The organism is Bacteroidales bacterium (assembly GCA_017521245.1).
Taxonomy (GTDB): domain Bacteria; phylum Bacteroidota; class Bacteroidia; order Bacteroidales; family G3-4614; genus Caccoplasma_A.
On sequence record JAFXDI010000051.1, the window covers coordinates 1 to 16,797 of the forward strand.

A 16,797-nucleotide genomic window follows, 5' to 3' on the forward strand; every position below is an offset into this window, starting at 1 on the left:
CAGCGTATTACAGGTTACCTTGTTGGAACAACCGAGCGTTGGAATAAGGCTAAATTGGCAGAGCTGAATGACCGAGTTATCCACAAATAGCATTCGCATCCTCGATATAAAGTATGGCACTTCAGTCGATGGTATAGGGCTTCGCACTTCGCTATATTGCGCGGGGTGCGAAAACCATTGCGTGGGTTGTCATAATCCGCAATCGTGGGACGAATATGGTGGCGAAGCCATTGAAATAGAGGAGTTGTTCCGATTGATAGTCGATGCCGATATGAATGTTACCTTTACCGGTGGCGACCCGATGTTCCACCCTGAAGGTTTTATTCAGTTGGCGCAGATGATAAAAGAGCAGACCGATAAAACAATCTGGTGCTATACAGGATACCGTTTTGAGGATCTGCTCGCGCATCCTCTTCGTCGCAAATTAGTTGAGTTATGTGATGTAATTGTTGATGGTCGCTATATCGAGGCAGAACGAGATTTATCATTGCATTTTAGAGGAAGCCGAAATCAACGAATCATTGATGTACCAAATTCACTTCAATTTAACAAAGTGTATCTAATAGAATAATCAAGGGTGATAAAAAAGTGCAGACAAGAAAACTATAATAGAAAATGTATTTGTTCATTTCTTTGTCTGCATTTCTTTTTGTACCTTTGTTCCATCAAGAGTTATCACATTGAAGCATAACAATGAAGAACTCAGAAATACGAACGGTTGCTATCTCATTCCCCAATTTTCAAGCAATCCGAATAACCGTTTAATTCTAAGATAATTGCAAATTCTGCGATTTTTTTTGAAAAAATCTGAACTTTTTGCCTTATTAATTCAGTTATTATAATTAACTTGCAGGAAATTTAATTCACACAAAAAAATGGAAAAACTAAACAATATTATTGACAACTTTGCATTAGAGGGAAAAGTTGTAGAAGTAAAACCTCTTGGTAATGGACTTATTAATACCACATACGCCATTATCACAGAGGGAGAGAGCGATAACTATGTTCTTCAATGTATAAACCACAACATCTTTAAAGATGTTGAACTTCTACAAAACAACATAGAGGCAATCACTAAACAGATTGAAAAGAAACTAACCGAGAAGGGCGAGACAGACATTAAACGCAAAACTCTTCGTACAATCCCAACCAAAGATGGCAAACTATACTATTTTGATGGCGAGAAGTATTGGCGAGTAACCATTCTTATTCCGGACGCAGTTACTTTTGAGAGCGTTACCCCAGAGTTAGCATACCAAACAGGTTTGGCTTTCGGAGATTTCCAATATATGCTATCGGAGTTGCCCGAGCCACTTGGCGAGACCATCCCCGACTTCCACAATATGGAGTTCAGACTGGAACAATTTGATGAGGCTATTGAGGCAGACAAGGCTGGAAGAGTGGATGCTATGATGGAGATTATCGAAGAGATTGACGACCGTAGAGAGGAGATGTGTAAAGTTCAACAACTCTTTAGAGAGGGTAAATTTCCTAAACGCATTACTCACTGCGACACCAAAGTCAACAATATTCTTTTTGACAAGAGCGGTAAGATTTTATGCGTTATTGACCTTGACACCACTATGCCCGGCTTTGTATTGTCTGACTTTGGAGACTTCATCAGAACTGCCGGTAACAAAGGAAAGGAGGACGACACAGACCTTAGTGCGGTGGGAGTAGATATGGAGATTTTCAAATCATTTGCTAAAGGATACATTGAGAGTGCAGGCAAATTTTTAACTCCCATTGAAAAAGAGATGTTGCCATACGGAGCAAAACTTCTCACCTATATGCAAACCGTTCGTTTCTTGACAGACTATCTGAATGGCGATACATACTATAAGATTCAATATCCCGAACACAACAAGCAACGTACTCTTGCTCAATTCAAACACCTCAGAAGCATTGAGGAGCATGAAGAGGAGATGAATAAGTTTATTGCCTCTTTATAGAAATATACATTATATAAACAGAAGGGTTCTGCAATGATGCCTCCCACTTCGCACGAAGCATTAAGGGGTTGGATTGCAGAATCTTTTTTTTACGAAGAGTGGAGATAAAAAGAGAAGAGAGACTGTGTCAAAATGTAAATTTTACTCACTCTCTCTTAGGTTTGATTTTTTTTGAAGTTGCTTACACTCAGCATAGTTTGAATAAGTACAACTCTGCTTTCGTTTACTCGCAACTTTGTAAGAATTGATAAAATACAAGGCGTTGAAATTTAGGACGAAAGAGGCGTACAAAGAGTAGATGACTGAGTCCTAACAACGGACAACACAGTAGTTTGATAATTACGACACACCGCCTCTTGCTATTTAAATATCTCTCTTTTATAATATCTCTAAATCAAGTTCATTGCAAATAGTTAATATATTAGGATTTTTACTTGCCATATAACTTAACTTATCTAAGGGAGAGAAGATTGCTGCTCGCACAGTTGCTTCGGCTTCATAAACAACCATATCTATATGAGAATTATTTAACCTTTTGCGAAGATATGGCAAAAGCGAATCTGCTCGTTCTTTAAGACGCTGCAGTTGATCAGCATTTGCAACAACCACCTTAACAATGAAATTATCTTGCAACTCAAGAGTACATCTCTTCATTGTATTTACCAATATCGTTTCGGTTGGGATAGTGGCTGTATAATCAAGCCATGCTCTACGCAATGCCTCATAAGTAAAGGCAGAGGATAACTCCTCTCGTTTGACCTCAACCTTCTCTTCTTGTTGCTGTTGCGATTTTTGAGGATGAATAATAGATACTGTCTCTACTCGTTTGCGAGGTTTAAAACTGCCATCAATTGAGCGTAGTTTTACCTCATCTCTGCCGGTTAACGATACCTGAACTTTTTTTGCGGATTGTTGCGATGTATTGCTATTAGGCTGTTGCGTATCTTGTTTTGGAGCAGGAGCATCAGCTGCTATTGAGTCAAGAGAATAATCCTCCCACCAGTAAATATCTTCTACTTGGTCAGATTTTTTTTTTTGATTGAGCTGACTTATTTTTATAAGTGACAGTTCAACTAATAATCTCTTGTTGCTACTTGCCTTGTAATTGAAATCGCAACTGTTTGAAATATCTATTGCCCGATACAGAAAGTCGTTACTACATTTTGCCGCCTGCTCAGTATATCTCTGAGCAACGCTCTCGCCTACCTCAAGAAGAGAAGCAGTAATTGCATCTTTGCAAACTAGCAGGTCACGCAAGTGATTGCTTAGCCCTGATACAAAATATTGTGCTTCAAATCCTTTTTTAAGAATCTCATCAAACAGCACCAATACTTGTGGCACATTACCCTCTATAAAGGCATCGGTTAGGTTAAAGTAGTAGTCGTAATCCAAAAGGTTAAGGTTTGCTATTACGCTTTTATATGTAATATTACCTCCTGAGTACGCCGACATTTGGTCAAATACCGACAACGCATCACGCATACCTCCATCACTCTTCTTAGCAATTTCAGAGAGAGCCTCCTCTTCAAAAGTTATACCCTCGCTTTGTGCAACATATTTAAGATGATCAACAATATCAGTGAGCGATATTCTTTGAAAATCATATATCTGACAACGCGACAATATAGTAGGCAATATTTTGTGTTTCTCGGTTGTAGCCAATATAAACAACGCATGTTGAGGCGGCTCCTCCAATGTTTTCAAAAAGGCATTGAATGCAGCAGGTGAAAGCATACGCACCTCATCAATGATAAACACTTTATATTTACCCAATTGAGGAGGAATTCGTACTTGATCTATTAATTGGCGTATATCATCTACCGAGTTGTTTGATGCAGCATCTAACTCATGTATATTGTATGAACGTCCTTCATTAAACGACATACATGACTCACAGCAGTTACATGCTTCGCCATCGGCAGTTGGATTGCTACAATTTATTGATTTTGCAAAGATTCTTGCACATGTTGTCTTACCCACTCCTCGCGGGCCACAAAACAGGTAGGCATGAGCAAGTTTATTTGATTGAATTGCATTCTTCAGAGTATGGGTAAGCGAACGTTGCCCCACAACCGACATAAAAGTTGTTGGGCGATATTTACGTGCCGATACAATATAGTTTTCCATTCTCTGAATATTTTCTAATGTTTAGAGGCAGAGTTCTTATTCTCTTGATGCGAAGTTACTATTTTTTTAGTTATTCTACAAAACAATTACATATTAAATGAGAACGGCATTAAAGTTTTTGCACTCTCAATTATATAGACCTCATCTTTTGATGCCACTATTATACGAATAGGAGAGTTTTGTCGCTTTTCATACTCTAACAAAACCTGACGGCATGCACCACAAGGGAATGCAACCGCCTCTTCGTTTTTTACTAAGCTGTATGCCGATATTGCTATAGCCTCAATCTTTTGAGCAGGATATTGTGCTGACGCTGAATATAGGGCTACCCTCTCGGCACACATACCCGAAGGGTATGCCTCATTCTCCTGATTACTTCCTATAACTATATTCTCTCCGCAACTCACCGCTGCCCCTACACAAAAGTTTGAATATGGTGCGTACGCACCCTTCATTGCCTCTTTTGCCTTATCAATAAGAGTCTTGTCCTCTTCCGACAACTCACTATATGTAACAACCTGCATCTTGGCTGTAGAATCAATCACTTTCATACCTCACATATTTAATAATACGAAGTTAATAAAAAATTTTGCGTATCTTTGCAACATATTCAATCTTTTTAAACAGAAACCATAACCGCTCCCAGATAATGAAATCATTAGCAACCCTCCTATTCAAATCAATCTGTATTGTTTTATTACTACTGGCAACACCAAACCTCATTGCACAATCGTTAAACAAAACCTATCTCGACTATATTGAGAAATATAAAGATGAGGCTATGCGACAACAAAAAAAACACAAAATTCCGGCAAGCATCACTTTGGCTCAAGGACTTTTGGAGTCGGGTGCAGGAAACGGAAAACTTGCAAAAGAGTCGAATAACCACTTTGGCATTAAGTGTCATGGCGTATGGCAAGGCGAAAAGGTCTATCACGATGATGATGAGAAGGGCGAGTGTTTCAGAAAATATGATGACCCTTTTCAATCGTACGAAGATCACTCACTCTTTTTGACCTCAAGACCAAGATATGCCGAACTTTTTGAGTTAGAGATTACCGATTATCAAGGTTGGGCAGTAGGACTAAAGAAGTGCGGATATGCAACAGACAAAGCATACGCCAGCAAACTAATAGGGATAATAGAACTTTACTCTCTTTATCAGTACGACACTGAGGCTTTAAAGAAAGAGAAACATACCATTAAAGAGAATAAGCAGATTAAAGATTTAACCTCTCATACCCCCTATTTATCTTGGGGCTTACTTTACATTGAGGCACAGCAAGGAGACACTTTTGAGAAGATAGGTAAAGAGTTTGGCATTAAAGCACGTAAACTTGCTCTATACAATGAACTCCCCAAAGATTATATTCTCAATGAGGGAGATATTGTATATCTGCAAATGAAGAACAAATACTCAAAGAAAGGGTATAAGTACCACACAATTAAGAATGGCGAGTCACTTCACTCTATATCTCAAAAATATGGTATTAAGTTATCATCTATATTTAACCTTAATAACATTGATACAAACTACACTATAAAAGAGGGAGATACTTTTAAACTTAATAGAAAACTAAAATAGTAATACTTCAATTAAGCGAATAAGAAAACAATAGAGGCTATACACACAATTGTATATAGCCTCTCTTTCGTATTATTGATATGTTATACTAAATATCTCCGTGTGGACGGCGTTTCCCTAATGTAAAGTTTAGTCCCATTGAAGCATTTATATGGAACTTGTTTATAGGAAGAAAATCTGGTGTTACCTTCATTGCCGGGAAGCAATCTACTGCAACAAACAGGTTAAATCCTTTGGGACATAAGTTTAATAGAGTTCCAAATGAAGAGCCCATATTTGACACTGTTCCGTTCAACGACATCATAAAAATCTTCTTTGCTCTGAAGTTGACAGAAAACATTCCCTCTGCGTATGTCTGTTTTCCGAAACGAGTATGCGACAATACACCTAACGATATTGCATTATTTAGGAACGAATACTCTGCGCCAACATTCAACGATGCTTTTAACATTGAGGTTGTTTTTGGTTTTTCCACCTCTCTAAACTCAATCATTTTAGAAAACTCATCATCAATAACATCAAAGTCTTCGTCATTTCCTGTATTTATTCCATCGTATACAACACCTGTTGATATAGTCTCAACTGCTTTGTTGTGTTTCCAGTAGATAAATCCTAAATCGTTTACCGATGCCGAAATCTCAAGTTCTTTTATTGGGCGATAAGTTACTCCTAAATCAACCGCTATACCACCTCCTGCTACACCTATTTGAGAATCATCAAAATCAACGCCATCAACTTTACTATAATTCTCGCCATTTGAAGGTGTTACCTGCTCCTCTTCAATCACCAGACCTTTCAATGCAACATTTCCTGTTCCCTTGCTCTCTATTATCCATTGCGATGTTATATTATCCATTGTAATATCCATCTTATCGATATTAATATCGGCATTTGCAATTCCCACCAAACCTTTGAGTTTTACACCCACGTTCCACTTATCGTTGATTTTGTGAGAGTGACCTAATGCTATATCAACATATCCAATGGCACTCATATTAATATCACGGATTTGATATGTTGTAGGATCAGTAACAGATTGACGTCCCACTTTCAAGAACTCAAATATATCTTTTGGCATCTGCACACCTGCCGAAGCATGTAACGAAACGTCAAAGGTATTAAATCCGTTCCATTTATGGAATCCAAATGACAGAACACTTAAATCCAAATTTGCCACCATCTTATTTTGAGGTTTAAGACTTCCCAAAAACTCTTTTGAATTTACACTTGGATCTAAGAAATTTAACAACTCGCCATCACTTGAGGGATATAAAAATGTTCCAACTCCTATATTACTGCTTACACCCACATTAATATCGCCCAAGAATGGGAAACTTACATATCCATACTCGCTCGATAGTGCGGGATTTAATTTACCGCGCATTGGCATACCTTCAAGGAAATATGCCGATTTTGATATTTGTGCATTAACAGGGGCAATTGTTGCCATACATAGCACAACCAATACTATTTTTATATATTTCTTCATCTTCGCTTCAATTTTATAGGTTATCAAAATTTATATCTACTCCTTCAGGTAATTCTAAATCAATCTTAATATTTAATGATTGATATTTTGATACTAAACCTTTATCAGGGAATGATACGTTAACAGTCCAATCCATACGGTCAATTTTTTGCATTGCTCCCTTAACTGTTTCGTATATCTCAACCTTCATATTTGTCTCGGCAGGCTCTACATTCTCGGTCAGTATGGTTGTCTCAGATGCTTTAATTTTTTCAGGGATTATTACATCAACTCCATCAATCTTGTCACCATTAATATCGTATAGTTCCACAGCCAATTCCATATCGGCAGGGAATCCGTTAAGGATTTTAGCGTTAGCGAATATCTTTGAAGCACTTAAAGTTTCAAATACATCAGTATTCAAATCAGTTGTTGACTCTGAATATACAATTCTTGAGTCAGCCTCCAACATAAATGGAACACGAACCTCATAATATATTTTTGAGAGATAATCCTCTCCCATATAGAAGTCATAAACGTGGTCAGGATCTGTATATCCTCTTCCTGACACCTCAATATACGATGGAATCTGTTTTGTTATCATACCCAATTCAGAGCACTTAACAAAATCATATCCTAACGCTTTAAGTTCGGGAATCTCCTGACAAGCAACATACTCATAACTTATGGTAGGACCGGGAGTATCGTGGTCATCACCCGGCACTGCCATATGTTTAATCTCAATCTTTATTGGATTGCCGTCATTATCATAAATATTATTTCCATTCTCATCTCTTGGCTCCAATACAATATCGGCATATATTGTATCCATAGGCACAGTTGTCTCAATTACAATTGGAACGTATGGGTTTGTTAAAATTAGTGATGTTGCCGGATCTTTTAAAAATTCTGGAAGTGTTCCTATATATAGTTTCTCATCATCTATTTCATCCTCCATAATTGCTGTTCCAATAGCCTCATCCATATATATTTCCGGGATAGTCAACGAAGGTCTTACTTGCAATGATTGAGTCTTTACTGAACCTCTATTTGAGACAGACAATGAAATACCACCATACATTCTCACCTCCTCATCAAGAATAATCTTTTGATTTACAAACATTCCATTCTCAATATTGACACCCTCTATTTTTACATCAACAAAAACAGAACCTGACGAGGTTTCTCCATTAAGTTCCAAAACATTTGAATCATCAAAAGTAGTTACTGTGATATTATCCGAAGCAGATACATTGTTTTTATCTATTATCAGACATGATGGTAACTCTAATTTATAGTTGCTGAATGTGATTTTATCAATAGATATATCACCTTTAATCTGATTTCCTTGATCATCTAATATATCAAATCTTATGCTTGGCCTCCAGTCTTCATGAGTCAGAATCGTGTCAATGCGAGTAACTCTTGAGTCAATCTCCGGTGTTTCGCTATGCAAATCAGCCTCATAATCTGTTATTGCCGAAGGCAAAGCAAATGTAGCACTTCCTTCCGGAGCTATTACATCGTAACTTTTTATAGGACCAAAATCCAAAACCTCTTGAGGGATCTTAACCTTTTCTACAATTTCCAAATCAAAAGATATCTCATCTTTATTTGTTGAGAACTCGTAAATACCCTTTTCATTTACAACAATATCATCTTCTGATGAGACCAAATCATCAAAGAAGAGATCTCCCGTTTGTAGCAGAGGAAGATTAACTCCGTTCTCAAAGAGGTGTACATCACCTGAGACATTGTCTAAATCGTATCTATCATCAACACATGATGATGTTGCCAATATTGCCACTGTGCAAAATATGGCAAAAAGTAGTCTTTTTATATCCATATATTTACTTCTTTAATATTTACCAAAGAATAGAACAGATACAAAGATAAACATTTACCAAAGAAATTCAAACACTTTTTAATATTATTTTACTTTTTATTTAATTATTATTTATGGTTAAACCTTTTCTCAAATATTGTGTCTAACAAACATAACAACAATACAAAAGGATGAAACATCTCTCTCAATATATAATACTGATGTGCTTATTGGTTCTTTCAACCTTTAACATTCAAGCCCAGTTTTCATACTCTATATCAGGCATAGTTAAAGATGAGTTGAAAGAGCCAATGCCTCAGTTAGGTGTAAGAATTTTAAATGCTCAGGATAGCAGTTTTGTTAAAGGTACAACATCGTCTGATAAAGGCAGATTCAGAGTTAGCGGACTTGCAATGGGGCATTATATAGTTTCTCTCTCATATCTTGGATACGAAACGTATCATAAAAACGTATCACTAATACCGGGTAACGAATCGGTTAATTTGGGGACAATAGAGATGATTCCTGCATCTATTATGCTCGCCGAAGCGGTTATTATGGGTAAAACACCCGATATTATAACAAAAGAGGATACCATTGAATTTAATGCGGCATCGTACAAAACACAACCTAATGCCGTTGTTGAAGATATGATAAAGAAGATGCCCGGCATTGAAATTGATGAGAACGGAAAGATTACCGCTAATGGTAAAGAGATTAAAAAGATTTTAGTGGATGGTCAGGAGTTCTTTTCGGACGATCCTAAGGTGGCATCAAAAAACCTTCCTGCCAATATGGTTGAGAAACTTCAGGTCATTGACCGCAAATCTGATGAGGCAAGATTTTCGGGTGTTGATGATGGAGAGGATGAGACCGTTATCAACCTTACTGTAAAGAAGGGAATGAAAAATGGCTGGTTTGGCAGTGTACAGGCCGGTGGTGCTACTGATGCCCGTTATGAGGCATCACTTATGGCAAACTACTTTAAAGACAGCAACCAATTAACCCTTTTAGCCGGAGCAAACAACACCAACAATATGGGCGCTACCGATTTAGGAGGTCAAATGTTCTCGGGCAGTTCAAGACGTGGCAGAGGCGGATGGGGGCCATTGTTAGGAGAAAACACTTCGGCAGTTGGAGGTCTTAACTTTAACGTTGGCAAGAGCGACAAATTTAGAGCAGGAGGAGACGTTAAGTATGCCTATATCGATTTAGATTTAAAAGAGAAGAGCGAACGTCAGAATTTTATATCTCAAGAGAATACCACTTTTGACAATTCTCTTAAAGACAACAGGAATAAGGGGCATAACTTGGAAATGAACTACCGCATATTGTGGAATCCTAATAGTTTAACACAAGTTGAGTTCCGCCCTAATTTTAAATACAGCACCTCTAAAATGAGCAATACAAGTGCTACTCGCTCATACGAAATAAACTCTTTGGGTGATGAGAGAGATATTACCGAAGGCTCATTAAATTCATTTAGCAAAGCAAACGGGTTTAATATAGGCGGAAGACTTAGTGTTAGCCGTAAACTTAAAGGGAAGGATGGGCGTCAAATTAGTTTGAGTCTAAACTATGGTTATAACGACAGCAAAGAGGATGGTTATAGCTATAACAACACCATCTATCATAATAGCGGCACAAAAGAGAAGACCGATTTAAAAGATAATAATCATAGCTGGGGCGGTAGTTATGGCATTAGAGCATCGTATGTTGAGCCTATCAACAAACACACAACCTGGTCTGTTTCATATAATTACAGATACAATTACACCTACGCCGACAAACTCTCGTATAATATAAACAGTGATGGCTCATTAGGAGATTTGAATATTGAATATAGCAATAGTTTCAGAAACAATTTTCAACGTCATAGAGCAAGTACCGCATTTAACGGTACTTACGAAAAGATGTACTACAATGTGGGTATCGATTTTGAGCCTTCAAAATCGGAGTCACGCAACCTGATTGACAGCAACAGAGATGTGAATGGCAAGATGCAGTATAACTTCTCGCCCTTCCTACGTTACAACTACACTATCAGCAAGAGTGATAATTTGAGGATAAACTATCGAGGTCGCACTCAACAGCCCTCAATCTCACAACTTCAACCAAGTCAAACCATATCAGATCCCCTAAGAAGAACTGAGGGTAACCCAAATCTTAAAGCATCGTACGACAACTCTTTAAACATCCGATACAACAGTTTCAAAACCGAGAAACAGCGTTCAATGATGATTATGCTTAATGCCAACTACGTTATGAATAGCATTGTCAATTCAACATTCTACGATAGCGACGGTATTCAAGTCACAAAACCTGTAAACGAGAATGGCGTTTGGAACTTATGGAGTATGTTCATAACCAATATGCCTTTTAAAAACAGGAAGTTCTCATTTAACAACCACACCAGTTTTGGATGTAACAGACAAATTGGATACTCAAACTCTTTGCGAAACACCTCAATGAACTACAACATTAGAGAGAGATTAGAGTTTGTATATAGTAACAACTGGGGAGATATCAGAATTGCGGGTAATGGCAGTTATCAAAGAACTAAAAACTCGCTACAATCATCGCAAAACCAAAACATTTTTGATTATGGAGCAAAATTTGCAACCACACTATATATACCCGGAGATATTACATTTACAACAGACGTTAACTACAACGGTAAGAGTGGTTACGCCGATGGCTACGATAAAGAGAGCTGGATGTGGAATGCTCAACTTTCGTGGAGTTTCCTAAAAGGCAAACAGGCAACTCTCAGTGTTAGAGCATACGATATTCTTAATCAGAACAAGAACATTAGCCGAACTGTTACAGGTAACTATATTCAAGATGTTGAAACCAACAGCATTGGCAGATACATTATGTTCTCATTCGCCTACAAATTTAACACCTTTGCCAAGAAGGGCGAGGCAACCCCACAATTGGAGATGAACAACAGAAGAGGGCCTCATGGTGGTGGCAGATGGTAATTGATCAGGCTATACATATATAACAAAAGGGAAAGTTCTCGCAAACCTCCCCTTTTAGTTTTATTATAAGGTACATTATTATAATGCCGATACAATCTCCTCAGTATCTTTTGCAATCATCAACTCTTCATCGGTTGGTATTACAACAACTTTAACTGCTGAGTCGGGCGATGATATTACAACCTCTTCGCCACGTGAGTTGTTCTTCTCATCATCAACTTTAACTCCAAGATATGACAATCTATCACATATGTTTTTGCGTGTTGAGATTTGATTCTCTCCTACTCCACCTGTAAATACAATAATATCAACTCCGTTAAGTGCTGCTGTATATGCACCAATATATTTTGCTATACGGTAGTGGTACATATCCAATGCAAGTTTTGCTTGCTCGTTACCCTCTTTAATAGCGGAGTCAATCTCGCGCATATCCGAAGATACTTCAGATACTCCCATAACTCCACTCTTCTTATTTATAAGGTTTGATAACTGCTCGGGAGATAATCCCTCTTTCTCCATGATATATATTAATGCACCGGCATCAACATCACCAACACGAGTACCCATTACCAATCCCTCAACCGGAGTTAATCCCATTGATGTATCAATTGATTTTCCACCTTTAACGGCAGTAATTGAACCTCCGTTACCAATGTGACAGGTAATGATGCGTTGCTCTTTAACATCTACACCCAAGAAGTCACATACACGTTGAGATACGTAGCGGTGGCTTGTTCCATGAAATCCGTAACGGCGCACTCCATAGTTTTTATACAAACTGTATGGTAGAGCATACATATATGCGTACGAAGGTATTGTTTGGTGGAAAGCAGTATCAAACACTCCAACTTGTGGTACGTTTGGCAATATTGCCTCAACAGCCTCAATACCCTTCATATTTGCAGGGTTATGCAATGGTGCAATATCAAAGCACTCTCTGATTTTATCTTTAACCTCCTCAGTAATCAATACAGATGAGTTAAATTTCTCGCCTCCGTGTACTATACGGTGTCCTACCGCTCCAATCTCATCAAGAGAAGAGATACATCCGTACTCTTTTCCAACAAGAGTGTTTAAGATGAAATCGATACCTGCTGTATGCTCAGGAATATCTTTCTCAAGTATTACCTTCTCTCCTGAGGGGAGAGTTATTTTTAAGAACGAGCCTTTTAATCCTATCTTCTCAATTCCTCCTTGCGCCTCAACTGAGTGGTCGGCAGTGTTAAAGAGTTTGTACTTTATTGATGAAGATCCACAATTTAATACAAGAACTTTCATAATGTTATGCTTTTTACACGAACAAAACCCACTCATTTTTTTGAGTGAGTTTTATTCTTATATATTTATTGTTATTGTTGTTTACTCTTTAATTGTATTGATTGAACGGCTGCAACTGCAACTGTCAAATATATATCCTCTGCCGAGCAACCTCTTGAAAGGTCGTTTATAGGAGCTGCCAATCCTTGAAGGATTGGTCCTATTGCTGTTGCTCCTGCAAAACGTTGTACAAGTTTGTAACCGATGTTTCCTGCCTCAAGCGAAGGGAATACCAATACGTTTGCCTTTCCTGCAACAGGACTTCCCGGTGCTTTTGATGCTCCCACCTCAGGAACAATTGCAGCATCTAATTGCATTTCGCCATCAAGCATAATCTCCGGGCAACGCTCTTTTGCTATACGCGTAGCCTCAATTACTTTATCTATTCTCTCGTGTTTTGCACTTCCTTTTGTCGAGAAACTCAACATTGCAACACGAGGCTCAAATCCTGCAAGAGCCTTTGTTGTTTCGGCTGTTGAAATTGCTATTTGGGCCAACTCTTCGGCTGTTGGATCGGGACACACTGCACAATCGGCAAATGTCATTACTCCGTCCTCACCCAATTGGTTATCTTTCAAGACCATAATAAACAATCCTGAAACAACGCTCACTCCGGGTGCTGTTTTTACTATTTGGAATGCCGGACGTAAAACGCTGCTTGTTGCATTACAAGCTCCTGCAATTTCGCCATCTGCATCGCCTTTCTTAATCATCAAAGGGGCCAAGTACAATGGATCTTCTGCCAGTTTCATTGCTTGTTCCATTGTCATTCCTTTTGATTTACGCAACTCATATAGGTATGTTGCATACTCCTCTTTCTTGGGATTAGTTACCGGATCAATTATGGTTGCTCCAGAGATATTTTTCAATCCCAACTCCGCTGCTTTAGCCGCTATTTCCGACTCATTACCCATAAGGATAATATCTGCAACTTTGTCTGCCACTAATTTGTCGGCAGCAATAAGAGTACGATTATCTCCTCCTTCGGGCAACACAATACGCTGAATATTTGCCTGCGCCTGTGATACGATTTTTGCAATTACGTCCATTATTTTAGTTTTTAGTTGTTAGTTAACAAACTTTCATTTGTTGAATCTGCTCTCGCCCGGCAATCTTAAAACTTACCTATACATTAAAAAAGGCTTATTTGCAACGCTGTTAGCCGTGCAACTGCAAAATTACAAAAAATTGCAATATCAAGATAGCAAAATAGAGATTTTTATTTTAAAAATATCTTTTCAACAACTTGCGAAGTTGCACCTGTGTTTCTATTTATATATTCTCCCGCCTTTGCTCCAGATGCCTCTCTAAATTTTTCATCTGAAAGTTGTCGCATTATCTCTTCATACTCCTCTTTTGTTGAGATTGTAAATGAGCCTCCACACTCTATCAAATCACGAGCCTCTTTAAACTTTTTATAGTTGGGACCAAATATTACAGGCACTCCATACACTGCCGCCTCAGGCACATTGTGTATTCCGGCTCCAAATCCTCCTCCTATATATGCTACACTTGCATAACGGTATATTGATGATAAGAGACCAAAGCAATCCACAACCAAACAATCGTACGCTTTTGCATCCTTTCCTTCTGATTGAGAATAGAATAGTATTGGACGCTTTATCTTTTGAGTGATGTTAGCAATATGAGAAGCATTTATCTCATGAGGTGCTATTATCAGTTTTAATTCGGGGTGAGTATTGAAATAGTCAATGTATATCTCCTCATCTGCCTCCCAAGAACTTCCCACAACCATTACCATAGCATCTTTTGAGAACTCTTCAAAAACAGGCAACTCCTTTGTTTGCGATGCTATCTCTGCTACTCTATCAAAACGAGTATCTCCCACAACTGTTACCGATGTGATACCAATACCCTCTAACAACTCTTTTGATGCTGTGTCTTGAACAAACAGGTGTTTATAGTAACCCAGCATTTTTCTAAACATTGCCCCGTAAGGCTTGAAGAATATTTGATTTTTGCGGAATATAGCAGATACTATATATATTGGTATTTGGCGTTTATGCAACTCGGTAAGATAGTTTCCCCAAAACTCATACTTTATAAATATTGCCATTTTGGGTTTTACCATATCAAGAAAACGATTTACATTCTTAGGCAAATCAAATGGCAGATATGAGACTACATCGGCTAAGGGATAATCTTTTCGTACAGTGTATCCTGATGGGGAGAAGAATGTTAGCAATATTTTCGCCTGAGGGTTTATTGATTTTATCTTTTCAATCACCGGGCGTCCCTGTTCAAACTCGCCCAATGAAGATGAGTGAATCCAGATGTAGCCTCCCTCCTTTGATAGTTTGGTCTCTAAATCGGCAAAAAGAGTTTTATGTCCCTCTCTCATAAGTTTTGCCTTATGGTTGCGAGGCGAGACCAATTTTACCATCTGTTTATATAGATATATTCCTGCGTTATAAATTACGTTCATAATTAGATGTTTTAATATATACTTTCTAAATATGGGCGATTCTTTGAGTTTGCCTTATCTTTCCATATCGATTCATTCAAATTGAACCTCACCGCTAACTGTTGCTGAAAGTTGAACGAACTCGGCAAAAGATGAAATGTCAGCTTTGCAGAGCAATTTACAAAGTGATTTCTAAAGAAATAGATATTTATATCGGTTTGATTATACCACTTGTCTGTGCGATAAAATGGATCACCCTGATAGAGTTGTGCTCCGCATAAGCCATAAAACGGAAATAGATTACCGCCATAGTAGAAGGTATTGTCCAATCCTATATATTTCCACGCCATATTAAACTCAACAATCGGACCGTTGGGAGTATGTTGCTCTTTTGTTCCTCTGTGGCGTTCAAATCCCACATAGTAACCAACTCTTAACGATAGGGTATCTAACTTTGGCACCATTTGAGTAAAGTCTGCTCCTGCAAATGGCGATATTGATATGTGGTCCATCACCGACTCCCCCTCTGCCGGTTGCGATGAACGAGCCAGATGATTCATACTAAAGTGACCTCCAAGAATAAAAACTTTGGGAGTCCATCGTCCCGATGCAAGTATCATAAATGCCTCACGGCGAGTTTTACTCTGCATCTGAGTCCAGTCAATGTATGCCTCTACGTATCCTCGCTTCGCCTGATATTGAAACAACGCTCCCGCAATATTGGGGCGATATATTGCAATTGAGTCATAGAGCATATACGAGGGGAGTTTCTCAATAAGTTGCGTTCTTGGGAACATTCCAAAACTCATTGAAAAGCCTTTTTTTGCATACCTGTAATAGAGCGTTGGAGTTATTTTACTCTCCTTAATATCTGCACCAAATGGTTGTACCCAACTTGCTCCTGCCATTAATCTGTGAGAGGAGGCAAACTCAACACCAACTTCGGGCGACAGACGCACCCCAAACAATGTTTTTGCCGATGTGAGATTGGTATTGTACTCTCTATTATCAAAGTACCCCAAAAAGTCAATATCCCACATCAACTTTTGTGCTGATGTGGGTATTACTATAATTAGCAATAGAACTAAATATGTGACTCTTTTTGCCACTTCCC

General features: G+C 38.3%; 13 protein-coding genes. 5 read left to right on the forward strand and 8 right to left on the reverse strand.

Annotated elements, in window-relative coordinates; translation table 11 throughout:
- The 3 genes from IKK64_07935 to IKK64_07945 all read left to right on the forward strand — a co-directional run.
- Positions 1-90, forward strand: a 90-nt coding sequence (locus IKK64_07935) for a hypothetical protein (GenBank protein MBR4119987.1), incomplete at its 5' end; no start/stop codon positions are given.
- Positions 68-571, forward strand: a complete 504-nt coding sequence (nrdG, locus tag IKK64_07940) for an anaerobic ribonucleoside-triphosphate reductase activating protein (GenBank protein ID MBR4119988.1) — start codon at positions 68-70, stop codon at positions 569-571. The genes IKK64_07935 and nrdG, both read left to right, overlap by 23 nt.
- Positions 572-875: 304 nt before the next feature.
- Entirely contained in the window at positions 876-1,952 is a 1,077-nt protein-coding gene (locus IKK64_07945; GenBank protein ID MBR4119989.1) for an aminoglycoside phosphotransferase family protein, read from the forward strand.
- 378 nt (positions 1,953-2,330) lie between these two features.
- Here IKK64_07945 and IKK64_07950 read toward each other — a convergent pair whose 3' ends face one another.
- Both IKK64_07950 and IKK64_07955 read right to left on the reverse strand, forming a co-directional pair.
- Positions 2,331-4,079, reverse strand: coding sequence for a DNA polymerase III subunit gamma/tau (locus IKK64_07950; protein MBR4119990.1), 1,749 nt, complete (start codon positions 4,077-4,079; stop codon positions 2,331-2,333).
- 86 nt (positions 4,080-4,165) lie between these two features.
- Complete coding sequence (locus IKK64_07955) at positions 4,166-4,630, reverse strand: cytidine deaminase (protein ID MBR4119991.1); 465 nt, start codon at positions 4,628-4,630, stop codon at positions 4,166-4,168.
- A gap of 98 nt (positions 4,631-4,728) precedes the next feature.
- Here IKK64_07955 and IKK64_07960 point away from each other — a divergent pair, with 98 nt between their 5' ends.
- Positions 4,729-5,664 carry a glucosaminidase domain-containing protein gene (locus IKK64_07960; GenBank protein ID MBR4119992.1) on the forward strand — a complete coding sequence of 312 codons (936 nt, stop codon included), beginning with the start codon at positions 4,729-4,731 and terminating at the stop codon, positions 5,662-5,664.
- An 88-nt stretch (positions 5,665-5,752) separates the two neighbouring features.
- Here IKK64_07960 and IKK64_07965 read toward each other — a convergent pair whose 3' ends face one another.
- Entirely contained in the window at positions 5,753-7,153 is a 1,401-nt protein-coding gene (locus IKK64_07965; protein MBR4119993.1) for a hypothetical protein, read from the reverse strand.
- A 13-nt stretch (positions 7,154-7,166) separates the two neighbouring features.
- Entirely contained in the window at positions 7,167-8,978 is a 1,812-nt protein-coding gene (locus tag IKK64_07970; GenBank protein ID MBR4119994.1) for a hypothetical protein, read from the reverse strand.
- A 170-nt stretch (positions 8,979-9,148) separates the two neighbouring features.
- Between IKK64_07970 and IKK64_07975 the strand changes: the two genes are divergently transcribed.
- Positions 9,149-11,941, forward strand: a complete 2,793-nt coding sequence (locus tag IKK64_07975) for an outer membrane beta-barrel protein (protein ID MBR4119995.1) — start codon at positions 9,149-9,151, stop codon at positions 11,939-11,941.
- Positions 11,942-12,019: 78 nt separating this feature from the next.
- Here the strand turns inward: IKK64_07975 and IKK64_07980 are convergent, their stop codons facing one another.
- From IKK64_07980 to IKK64_07995, 4 genes are all read right to left on the reverse strand, one after another.
- Positions 12,020-13,219 carry an acetate kinase gene (locus IKK64_07980; protein ID MBR4119996.1) on the reverse strand — a complete coding sequence of 400 codons (1,200 nt, stop codon included), beginning with the start codon at positions 13,217-13,219 and terminating at the stop codon, positions 12,020-12,022.
- Between the two features lie 71 nt (positions 13,220-13,290).
- Positions 13,291-14,307 carry a phosphate acetyltransferase gene (gene pta / locus IKK64_07985; protein ID MBR4119997.1) on the reverse strand — a complete coding sequence of 339 codons (1,017 nt, stop codon included), beginning with the start codon at positions 14,305-14,307 and terminating at the stop codon, positions 13,291-13,293.
- 170 nt (positions 14,308-14,477) lie between these two features.
- A complete protein-coding gene (locus tag IKK64_07990; GenBank protein ID MBR4119998.1) occupies positions 14,478-15,704 on the reverse strand; it encodes a 3-deoxy-D-manno-octulosonic acid transferase in 1,227 nt (408 codons plus the stop codon).
- 11 nt (positions 15,705-15,715) lie between these two features.
- On the reverse strand, positions 15,716-16,792 hold the full coding sequence (locus IKK64_07995; protein MBR4119999.1) for a hypothetical protein: 1,077 nt from the start codon (positions 16,790-16,792) through the stop codon (positions 15,716-15,718).
- Positions 16,793-16,797: the final 5 nt, after the last annotated feature.

Excerpts from the sequence above, each read along its gene's own strand:
- nrdG (MBR4119988.1), top strand. The coding sequence starts at position 68 with ATGACCGAGTTATCCACAAATAGCATTCGCATCCTCGATATAAAGTAT.
- IKK64_07945 (MBR4119989.1), top strand. The coding sequence starts at position 876 with ATGGAAAAACTAAACAATATTATTGACAACTTTGCATTAGAGGGAAAA.
- IKK64_07950 (MBR4119990.1), bottom strand. The coding sequence starts at position 4,079 with ATGGAAAACTATATTGTATCGGCACGTAAATATCGCCCAACAACTTTT.
- IKK64_07955 (MBR4119991.1), bottom strand. The coding sequence starts at position 4,630 with ATGAAAGTGATTGATTCTACAGCCAAGATGCAGGTTGTTACATATAGT.
- IKK64_07960 (MBR4119992.1), top strand. The coding sequence starts at position 4,729 with ATGAAATCATTAGCAACCCTCCTATTCAAATCAATCTGTATTGTTTTA.
- IKK64_07965 (MBR4119993.1), bottom strand. The coding sequence starts at position 7,153 with ATGAAGAAATATATAAAAATAGTATTGGTTGTGCTATGTATGGCAACA.
- IKK64_07970 (MBR4119994.1), bottom strand. The coding sequence starts at position 8,978 with ATGGATATAAAAAGACTACTTTTTGCCATATTTTGCACAGTGGCAATA.
- IKK64_07975 (MBR4119995.1), top strand. The coding sequence starts at position 9,149 with ATGAAACATCTCTCTCAATATATAATACTGATGTGCTTATTGGTTCTT.
- IKK64_07980 (MBR4119996.1), bottom strand. The coding sequence starts at position 13,219 with ATGAAAGTTCTTGTATTAAATTGTGGATCTTCATCAATAAAGTACAAA.
- pta (MBR4119997.1), bottom strand. The coding sequence starts at position 14,307 with ATGGACGTAATTGCAAAAATCGTATCACAGGCGCAGGCAAATATTCAG.
- IKK64_07990 (MBR4119998.1), bottom strand. The coding sequence starts at position 15,704 with ATGAACGTAATTTATAACGCAGGAATATATCTATATAAACAGATGGTA.